This is a genomic window from Thiorhodococcus minor, from assembly GCF_010820565.1.
In the GTDB taxonomy this organism is placed as follows: Bacteria; Pseudomonadota; Gammaproteobacteria; order Chromatiales; family Chromatiaceae; genus Thiorhodococcus; species Thiorhodococcus minor.
This window is the reverse complement of sequence record NZ_JAAIJQ010000031.1, coordinates 58,868-67,619: the sequence shown is the minus strand read 5'-3', so window position 1 is coordinate 67,619 and position 8,752 is coordinate 58,868. Positions and strand designations below refer to the sequence as shown.

At 67.4% G+C, this 8,752-nt stretch carries 10 protein-coding genes; 7 read left to right on the top strand and 3 right to left on the bottom strand.

Going from position 1 to position 8,752, the window contains the following annotated elements; all coding sequences use genetic code 11:
• The 6 genes from G3446_RS12235 to G3446_RS12210 form a co-directional block, all read left to right on the top strand.
• The coding region (locus tag G3446_RS12235) for a hypothetical protein (protein ID WP_209262380.1) at positions 1-216 on the top strand (216 nt) is incomplete at its 5' end.
• 129 nt (positions 217-345) lie between these two features.
• Positions 346-1,686: a DDE-type integrase/transposase/recombinase gene (locus G3446_RS12230; protein ID WP_164453114.1), complete on the top strand. Its 1,341-nt coding sequence runs from the start codon at positions 346-348 to the stop codon at positions 1,684-1,686.
• A 2-nt stretch (positions 1,687-1,688) separates the two neighbouring features.
• Positions 1,689-2,483: an ExeA family protein gene (locus G3446_RS12225; protein ID WP_164453113.1), complete on the top strand. Its 795-nt coding sequence runs from the start codon at positions 1,689-1,691 to the stop codon at positions 2,481-2,483.
• Positions 2,480-2,686 (top strand): hypothetical protein, encoded by a 207-nt coding sequence (locus tag G3446_RS12220; protein ID WP_164453112.1) that lies wholly within the window; start codon positions 2,480-2,482, stop codon positions 2,684-2,686. Before G3446_RS12225 ends, G3446_RS12220 begins: the two co-directional genes overlap by 4 nt.
• 360 nt (positions 2,687-3,046) lie before the next feature.
• Entirely contained in the window at positions 3,047-3,232 is a 186-nt protein-coding gene (locus tag G3446_RS12215; protein WP_164453111.1) for a hypothetical protein, read from the top strand.
• A gap of 289 nt (positions 3,233-3,521) precedes the next feature.
• Positions 3,522-3,689, top strand: coding sequence for a hypothetical protein (locus G3446_RS12210; RefSeq protein ID WP_164453110.1), 168 nt, complete (start codon positions 3,522-3,524; stop codon positions 3,687-3,689).
• A gap of 33 nt (positions 3,690-3,722) precedes the next feature.
• Here G3446_RS12210 and G3446_RS12205 read toward each other — a convergent pair whose 3' ends face one another.
• A complete protein-coding gene (locus G3446_RS12205) occupies positions 3,723-3,953 on the bottom strand; it encodes a hypothetical protein (RefSeq protein ID WP_164453109.1) in 231 nt (76 codons plus the stop codon).
• A 20-nt stretch (positions 3,954-3,973) separates the two neighbouring features.
• Positions 3,974-4,813 (bottom strand): protein-disulfide reductase DsbD domain-containing protein, encoded by an 840-nt coding sequence (locus G3446_RS12200; protein WP_164453108.1) that lies wholly within the window; start codon positions 4,811-4,813, stop codon positions 3,974-3,976.
• Between the two features lie 537 nt (positions 4,814-5,350).
• Here G3446_RS12200 and G3446_RS28035 point away from each other — a divergent pair.
• Positions 5,351-7,396, top strand: a complete 2,046-nt coding sequence (locus G3446_RS28035) for an EAL domain-containing protein (protein ID WP_164453107.1) — start codon at positions 5,351-5,353, stop codon at positions 7,394-7,396.
• Here the strand turns inward: G3446_RS28035 and G3446_RS12190 are convergent.
• A complete protein-coding gene (locus G3446_RS12190; protein ID WP_245232470.1) occupies positions 7,366-8,628 on the bottom strand; it encodes a reverse transcriptase domain-containing protein in 1,263 nt (420 codons plus the stop codon). The two genes, G3446_RS28035 and G3446_RS12190, sit on opposite strands and share 31 nt — an antisense overlap.
• Positions 8,629-8,752 lie beyond the last annotated feature (124 nt).

The following is an 8,752-nucleotide window of genomic DNA, read 5'->3' as shown; positions in this document are numbered from 1 at the left end:
CTGAGCCGGGGGTGTCTGCCGGGACGACGCACGATCGGGCGATGGTGGCGGCGCTGGCAGGCGCAGTTCGCGGTGCATGCCGAGGTGCTGCGTCAACAGGAGCCGCGCTGGGGTGTGGGGCAGGGCCTGGTGGCCTTCTGGAGCGGGGTGCTGGCCGACATCCCGCTGTCGGCGGCGATGTGGTGGGTGCATCGCGGCGGGGTCGTCATCCCATGAGTCGGCGGGAGGCGCGCGGGCGGGATGCGGCTAAGCGCTTGTTTTCGCGGGCACACAGGCATTGCCCCTTGGGCGGGCGGCGTCGATCGGCTGTGCTGGCGCCTCATCCATTCGCCCCCGGAGGCCCGCATGACCCCGATTCATCCCCTCGCCCTCTTTCGCCTGAGCGTGCTCGGACCCTTGGCGGTGTGCCAGTCGCTCAGCCGCGGTGAGCTCAAGGCCCAACTGCGTGCGCTGGCGGCGCGTGAGTATGTCGACCCCGAGGGTCGCCCCGTGCGCCTGGCCGAGAAGACCATCGAGCGCTGGTATTACGCCTGGCGCCACGGCGAGATCGAGGCCCTGGCCCCGCAGCCGCGCACCGACCGCGGCGCCTCGAAGATCGACCCCGTGGTGCAGGAGGCGCTGCTCGCGGCCAAGCGGGCCAACCCCAAGCGCTCGCTCAATGCCCTCATCGCGCTGCTCGAGCAGCAAGGCGTGGTGGGGCGCGGGTGCTTGAGCCGCTCGAGCGTGCATCGCCTGCTGCAGGCCCATCAGCTCTCACGGCCCACGGGAGCGAGCAGTCAGCCCCAGGAGCGGCGCCGCTTCGAGGCGGACCATGCCGGGGATCTCTGGCAGGGCGATGTGATGCATGGCCCCAAGGTCAGCGTCGACGGGCGCCTGCGTAAGGTCTACCTGGTCTCGCTCATGGACGATGCCTCGCGCCTGATCACCCACAGTGCCTTCTGCACCGATGAGGGGGCCTTGGCGATCGAGGGGGTGCTCAAGCAGGCACTGCTCAAGCGCGGGCTGCCGGCGCGGCTGCTGTTGGACAATGGGCCGGCCTATCGCAGCAGCAGCCTGCAAGGCATCTGTGCGCGTCTGAAGATCGCCCTGGTCTATTGCACGCCCTATCAGCCCGAAGGCAAGGGCAAGATCGAGCGTTGGCACCGCACGGTGCGCGAGCAGTTCCTCGCCGAGCTCGACCTCGGGCGCGTCCTCCATCTCGATGACCTCAACGCGCGGCTGTGGGCCTGGCTCGATCAGCGCTACCACGCCACCCCCCATGGCGCGCTCAACGGGCTGACACCGCTGCAGCGCTATCAGCAGGATCTGGTGCACATTCGCCCCTTGGGCGCCGTCGCCAGCACGCTCGATGCGCTCTTCTATCACCGCCACACCCGCACGGTGCGCAAGGACGCCAGTGTCTCCCTGAAGGGGCAGTGGTATGAGGTGGATTACACCCTGGTCGGGCAGCGCGTCGTCTTGGTCGAGGACCCACACCGCCACCGCGTCGTCGCGGTGCTCGATGCCAACGGCGACGCCCGTGGTGCGGCGGTGGCGCTCGATGCGCGCGCCAATCTCCGTCGCCGCCGTCAGCGCCCACCCCAGGTGGCGCCAACGCCCGCCGCGGCGGCGGGACCCAATGCCGTGGAGCTGGCCCTGGCCGAGCAGCGCGCCGCCCTGGCGCTGGACGCTCGGGGGGAGGACTGAGCATGTACCGTCAGCACTTTGGCCTGACCCATGAGCCGCTCGGCAAGCAGACCCCCGTGCTCTATGACGGCGGACAGCTCCAGCGCCTCAAGCAGCACTTCCAGTGGCTGCTCGAGCACCCCGGCATCGGGCTGCTCACCGGCCCGCCGGGCGTGGGCAAGACCGCCGCACTGCGCCTGCTCGCTCAGGCGCTCAATCCGCATCGCTACCAGGTGATCTATCTGGCCGAGACCGATTTCGGACGCCTCGACCTCTACCGTGCGCTGGCCTTGGCGCTGGGGCTGCAGCCGGCGCATCGGCGCGCCGCGCTCTGGCGCGAGATCAAGGCGCGGCTGCTCGAGCTGGCCGATCATCAGCAGGTGCTGCCGATCTGGATCATCGATGAGGCGCAGAATCTGCCGCCGGAGTTCTTCCGCGACCTGCCGGCCTTCCTCAACTTCGCCTTCGACGCCCGCGATCTGATGAGCATTTGGCTGGTCGGCCATCCGCTGCTCGCCACCACGCTGCAGCGTGCGCCCTATGAGGCGCTGGCCAGCCGCCTACACGGCCATGTCCAGCTCGGCGCCTTCGATGAGCCGGCGGCCTTCACCGCCTTGATCGAGCATGCGCTCACGCACGCCGGGGTAACGACGCGTCTGCTCTCTGACTCAGGCATGCAGTTGCTACTGATGGCCAGCCGGGGACGCCCACGCACCGCCGGGCAGATCCTGCGCACCGCCATGCAGCTGGCCGTGCCCAAAGCGCTCAATCATCTCCCCGACGATCTGATCGAGGAGGCCATCGAGGTGCTGCGATGACACCCCTGAAGACATCACCGACCCGACCCCCGCCACTCGACGAGGCAACCGTGCTGGCCCTGCATCAGGGGCTGCGCGACCTGCTCGCGCTGTTCGAGCAGGCCTTCTATCAACCGCTCACACGCGCTCACCTGGGCGGCGACTACGGCGACCAGGACCCGCGTCAGACCCGCTTGGATCTGGAGGAGGAACCGCCCTTCTAGGCCCGCTGCCGTCCCAGGCTGCGCGCGGGAGGCTCACGCGCCGCGCTCAACCCGGGACGGCCTGCGGTGTCCCACCTCACAGAGGCCGGGACGGATTTCCGCAAACACGTCGGGACGTAACACCGATGCAGATCGCCTTCATCCGGCCGTGATCGGTCGCCATATCGGCCTTGCAGAATTGCGCGTTGCGATGGCGGGCGATGCTCTTGCCGCCGCTGATCATGAGCGGCGGCGACAGAGGGATCACCGCTCCTCGGAGCTGGACGGAGGAAGCCCTCCCCGGAGTTGTCTAGCAAGAGCGATACCTGCTTGAGGGCCGCGGTCAGGGTCTCGGCGCGCTCGGCGACGAGGCGCATCCAGATGCACCGTATGGACACGCATGGCGGCGGTCATGCGGTTGAAGACCGTCGCCAGGTCGGCAACCTCGTCCTTCCCGCCCGCCACCTCTCTGGCTCCATTGGAAAGGACCATGAGCCGTTTGAGCACCAAGCGGTCGATGAGTCCGGCCGCCAGCAACTACACGGCGAGCGGCGAGGCGACGAGTAGCAGGATCAGAGGCAGGAAATCCCGGGCTCCAACAGCTGATCCAGATCGAAGAGCACGAGCAGGTTCCAACCGAGGCCGCGCAAGGGGGGCAGGGCGGCAAGAAAGCGCTTGCCCTCAACGCCCAAGTAGGGGTCTCGACCAGGCTGTTGCGCGGGACATGGTGCGGGCTCGGGTGGGCCTTGATCAGGCCGTCGGCATCGAATAGGAGATTGAGGACCCCGGCCTCCGACTCCAGGAGCATGTCGTCGACGAAGGCGCCGAGATCCAGCCCCGTGCCACGGAGCGAGCCGTGGGGGACGATGATTCGGAAGGGGGCCGTGCATGGCGCCGCGACCAGGGCCGCGAGTGCCCCTGTGCCGAAGGCCCCGGCCAGGCCGCCGCCGCTGCGACCGCCGCCCAGGCCCATCCAGCGCTCGCCGAGCGTAACGGCCCCCGCCATGCCGAGCCCGATGACTAGGAAGAGATCGGCCATGAGCGCGACGAAGGGCGGCTACTGGAGCTGAAAGCCCCAGCCGACAGCGGCCCCGCTTGCGCGCAAGGTCGGCAGCAGTGCGCCCAGCAGCCCGAAGAAGGCGAGCACTCCGCCGGTATAGGCGAGACCCTGCAGGGTGCGCTGCCCTACCCCGCTGCCTTGCCCCTCCGTGAGGCTCAGTGCCTTGATGGCGAGCACCGGAAAGGCGCAGGGCATCAGGTTCAGGATGAGGCCGCCCAGCAGGGCCAAGACGAGGGCGATTGGCCAAGTTAGGTCCTCGGTCGTGACGGGATCGACTGACGGCCCGGGGGCAGACCTCGCTCGGCGGACAGCTCGAAGGCCGTGGTCGTGCCGTCGCCGCCCGTGATCACCAGCACGCCTTCCGGCTCGACCATCGCGGCCTGGGCACCGCGCGTCGGATCGATCTCCAGCCGGTCTGTGCCGAGACGCCAGGGTTGCTCGGCCGCGTGCTCGATGAGCCCCCAGCGCCCGGCGAAGAACCACAGAGATGCCGAAGGATCGAGCCCAAGCGCCGGATTCTCGGCCAGCGGGATCGAAAGCCGCAGGCCGGTCCCGTGCTCGCCGAGCCTGGCCCTGCGCAGAGGGCCTCGGGGAAGCTCCTTCTCGGCCTCGGCGATGACGGCCGCGGAGGTCGCATCCTCGGGGCCGGCCGTCTCGGCGGTCGTCAGCCTCAACTCCAGGGCGCCCGACTCGGGGACACAGTGCTCGGCGCAGACGAGCCAGTGGGCCTGCGCTCGCACCGGTATCGGCGTCCCGGCGGGCCAGCCCGGCGGCACCGAGAGCGAGACCAGGTGGAGCGCGCGGCCGGAATAGCCGTGGTTCGCGAGCGGACCGACCCTGATCAGCTCCGGGTGAGGCCAGCGGATCTGGCTCACGGCCACGCCCGGCGGGAGCGCCCACAGGATACGCGGCGCCTCGCCGGAGTCGCCTGGATTGCGCCAGCAGGTGTGCCAGCCCGGCTGGATGTCCAGCGCGAGCGCCAGTGTGACGCTCGTGCCGGGCGCGACCCGTTCCCGCTCGCTGATCAGCTCGGCCCGGACATGCTCCGTGGTCACTGGGCTCGCCCAGCCGATCAGGGGCAGCAGCATCGCGATCAGGGCCAGCCAGGCCCAGCCGCGCGACGACGGCGCTGCGCGGCGGCGGGCGGATCGCCCAGAGCGAGCGCAAGCGTCGCGCCCCTGTCCTAGGCGCGCCCGCCGCTCACGCCCTGGATCGCTCGGATCTTCTTCTCGCATGGCGACCCGATGTGGGCGCCGAGGACTTGGGACAAGTCCGCGTGGGTGGCGTGGGCCCGGTCGGATCGAGCGCCGCGTCACCGTGGGATCCAGGAGCGCGGCCGTGAAGTCCGTGACGACCGAGGGCCTTCCGACTGGACAGCGCGCGGATCAACCGCTTATGCCTTTCACGGGGAAAGGAACGGGAGATTGACCTATTATCGAAGGCAGCCGTTGAGCTTCGACCCTGGACGGATAAGGGTTCGTCCATGGATCCGGAGCCCTTGCACGCAAGGGCTGGATATCGGTCTGGCGCATGCCCTGAGATCTGGGCTCGAAGTCCATGTAAGACCAGAGCCCCGCAGCTTGCAGCCGCTCGGGAAGAAGTCATTATGCATCAAGGCCGCCCGCGTGGCTGATCAGCAGCACGCCTACCTCACCGCCGAGCAGGTGCGTGCGCTCTATGTGCAAGCGCCGATCTCGAATCTCACGGTCGTCGTCGTGTCGACGCTCTACTTCCTCGTCTTGCGATCGCATCTGGACACGTTCCCGCTGCTCGGCTGGACGCTGCTGATGTGGCTGGCGGCCGGGTATCGGCTCGTCCTCTGGAGCCTCCATCGCAAGGATGGGGGCAAGACCCCGCCCGCGCTATGGCTGAGGCGCTACCGTGATGCCTGCTTCGCCGTGGGCTGCGCCTGGAGTCTCGCGACGCTCTTCCTCGCCGACATGGGCGATCACGTGGTGGTCGCCGCCCTCTTCATGCTGGTGTTCGGCGTCACAAGCTCGGCGGTCGCCATACTCTCCATGCATTTGCCGAGCTTCGTGCTCTATGTGCTTCCTCAGCTCCTCATACTTGGGCTCGTGCTGCTGAGCCGGGGCGTGCCGGAGCTCTACTGGCTGGTTGGCGCGGTCTGCGTTTATGCCTTGATGCTGACCCTCTTCGCTCGCAACGCCGGTCAGCTGTTTCGCGGGCATGTCCAACTGGCGACTCAGAACCAGGCGTTGGTCGGTCAGCTCAATGCGGAGAATGCCCGGCGCGAAGATGTGATTCGCGAGCGCACGGAGACGCTGCGCGCCACGAACCAGGCACTGGAGGCAGAGATCGTCGAGCGCAAGAAGGCGGAGGCGGCGCTGCACGAGCAACAGCGCTCGCTGCGGCGCATTGCCAATCACGATCCCCTGACCGACCTGCCCAACCGCCTGCTGATGATCGACCGGCTGGGCCACGCCATTCGGCGCTCCCACCGCAGCGAGACGGGGCTCGCGGTGCTCTTCATCGATCTGGACCACTTCAAGGAGGTCAACGACAGCCTCGGGCACACGGCGGGGGACCAATTGCTGAAGGCCGCGGCAGGGCGACTCGTAGCCTGTCTGCGGGAGGGCGATACCGTTGCCCGCTTGGGCGGCGACGAATTCGTCGTCATCGCCGAGGATGCCTGCACGGCCTCGGACGCCAGCGTCATCGCATCCCTCATCCAGAGCGCTTTCAACGAGCCCTTGGATCCCAGCTTGGGCGACTTCTGCATCACGCCGAGCATTGGAATCAGCCTCTATCCGCAAGACGGCACGGATACGGAGACCCTGTTGCGCAATGCCGATGCCGCCATGTACCGGGCAAAATCCGACGGTCGCAAGGCCTTCAGGTTCTACTCGGCCGATATGACCGAGCAGGCCCGTGAGCGTCTCGCCATCGAGACCGCCCTGCGTCATGCCCTGACCAGAGGCGAGCTCTGGCTTGCCTTTCAACCCCGGCATGACCTGGTCAGCGGCCGCCTGGTCGGCGCCGAGGTCCTGGTGCGATGGGAGCATCCGACCCAGGGCCTGCTCCTGCCCGGTCGGTTCATCGCGGTTGCGGAATCCACCGGGCAGATCGAGCAGATCGGAGCCTGGGTCCTGGACGAGGCCTGTCGTCAGCTCAAGCGCTGGGAGCAAGCGGGCATTCCGGAGATCGGACTCGCCGTGAACGTCTCCGGGCGCCAGGTCCTGCAGGGCAATCTGATCGAGACGGTTCAGGCCGCGCTCGAGCGCACCGGCTGCCGGCCGGACCGCCTCGAGCTGGAGATCACGGAGGGCTTTCTCATCCGCGGCCCCGAGGCCTCGCGCGTCATCCTCGAGCGCATCCGCGACATGGGTGTGCGGATCGCGATCGACGACTTCGGCACGGGTTATTCCTCGCTCAGCTATCTCAAGCAGTTCCCCATCGGGACGATCAAGATCGATCGCTCCTTCGTGCGGGACATCACCCTGGACCCCAACGATCAGGCGATCGTGACGGCCATCGTCGCGCTCGGACGCAGCCTCGGCCTGCGCGTCGTCGCCGAGGGTGTGGAGACTCCGGAGCAGATGGCCTTCCTCGGCGAATGCGGCTGTCACGAGGCACAGGGCTTCCTCTACAGCAAGCCACTGAACGTCAGGGAATTTCTCGGCTACTGTAAGCGGCCGGGTGACCGCGGGTGATCACTCACCCGCGGTTCCCACAGATCCGGACGTGCCCAATTCGGGCGTCCGGCTCCTCGGCCTAAACATGCGCTACGTGGCATAAAGGCTATGCACCACAGGCGCGGGCAGGAGGGTACCGTTTGAGCAGACGATTGAACGTCGGCCAGTCGAGGCGCGTCGCGTGCGAGCGGCGATTGAGCCACTTCTGCCAGCGTCGCTGGACCTCGAAGCGGAATCGGGACAGCGCTCGCGAATTGCCCGTGATGCCGCAGTAGGCATTGTGGCCCTTGAGCTCGCGGCTCAGCGCCTGCTGTTGCTCCGCCACCGGTCGGTGCCGGTTGACCCGGCACCACTGTTCGATCTGCGGTATCGCACGGCTGAAACGGGACTTGGCCGTCTTGCGTTGCACCACCCAACGCCCTTTGCTTGAGCGCCCCCAGTGATGGGTGAAGCCGAGTCGGTCGAAGCTGCGCTCGCGTTGTGAGCCACGCTTCTCCGGGGCCTACCCTCATCACATGTGCAGCATGGCTGCACGCGGGACGATGTCCCAGCGTGTGCCTTCGTGGCACACAGTCATCGGCATAGCGGATCAGGAAGACTTTGCCCGCACAGTGCTTCGCAAAACGCTGCTCGAACCAGAGGTCGAGGACGTCGTGCAGGTAGATATTGCTGAGCACGGGCGAGACCAATCCGCCTTGTGGCGTCCCCTCCACGCTGGCTGTGAATACGCGGTCCTCCATGATGCCGGTCTTCAGAAACTGCCGGATGATCCGCAACAGCATGGGATCGCCAATACGATGCTCCAGAAAGCGCAGCAAGTGGGCATGGGAAACGTGATCGAAGAAGCCTTTGATGTCGGCCTCGACGACCCATTGCGCCCGCTCATTGGTGATGACCTCCGCCACACGGCGCAGCGCATCGTGCGCGCTACGACCGGGGCGAAAGCCATACGAGCAGTCGCAAAACTCCGGCTCCCAGATGGCCTGCAGAATCGCGCTGAGGCGATCCTGCACCAGCCGGTCTTCGAAGGCGGGCACACCCAGCGACCGGTAGCGGCCGTCCCCTTTCGGGATGTAGGTGCGCCGCACCGGCTGTGGTCGGTAGCCCAGTCGGCGCAACCGTGCCGACAGGTCTTCCAGGCGCGTGTCCAAGGCGACGCCATAATCGTCTTTCCTCACCCCATCGACTCCGGGCGCCTTGCGTCCATCCTGGCGCTCGAAGCTTTCGTGCAGCCCCTCGGGCTCACTCAACAGTCCATCAGGGCGTTGTACCGCAGCTGCGGCTCTTCGCGTGTCATCCGTGTGAAACGCTCAAGTCTGGTTGTCACGGTCAGCGTCCTCTCGGCGAAGGGCCGTGTCAAACCGCCACCCCTTT

Coding starts and splice junctions, on each gene's coding strand:
- G3446_RS12230 (WP_164453114.1), top strand. CDS start 346: ATGACCCCGATTCATCCCCTCGCCCTCTTTCGCCTGAGCGTGCTCGGA.
- G3446_RS12225 (WP_164453113.1), top strand. CDS start 1,689: ATGTACCGTCAGCACTTTGGCCTGACCCATGAGCCGCTCGGCAAGCAG.
- G3446_RS12220 (WP_164453112.1), top strand. CDS start 2,480: ATGACACCCCTGAAGACATCACCGACCCGACCCCCGCCACTCGACGAG.
- G3446_RS12215 (WP_164453111.1), top strand. CDS start 3,047: ATGCACCGTATGGACACGCATGGCGGCGGTCATGCGGTTGAAGACCGT.
- G3446_RS12200 (WP_164453108.1), bottom strand. CDS start 4,813: ATGCTGCTGCCCCTGATCGGCTGGGCGAGCCCAGTGACCACGGAGCAT.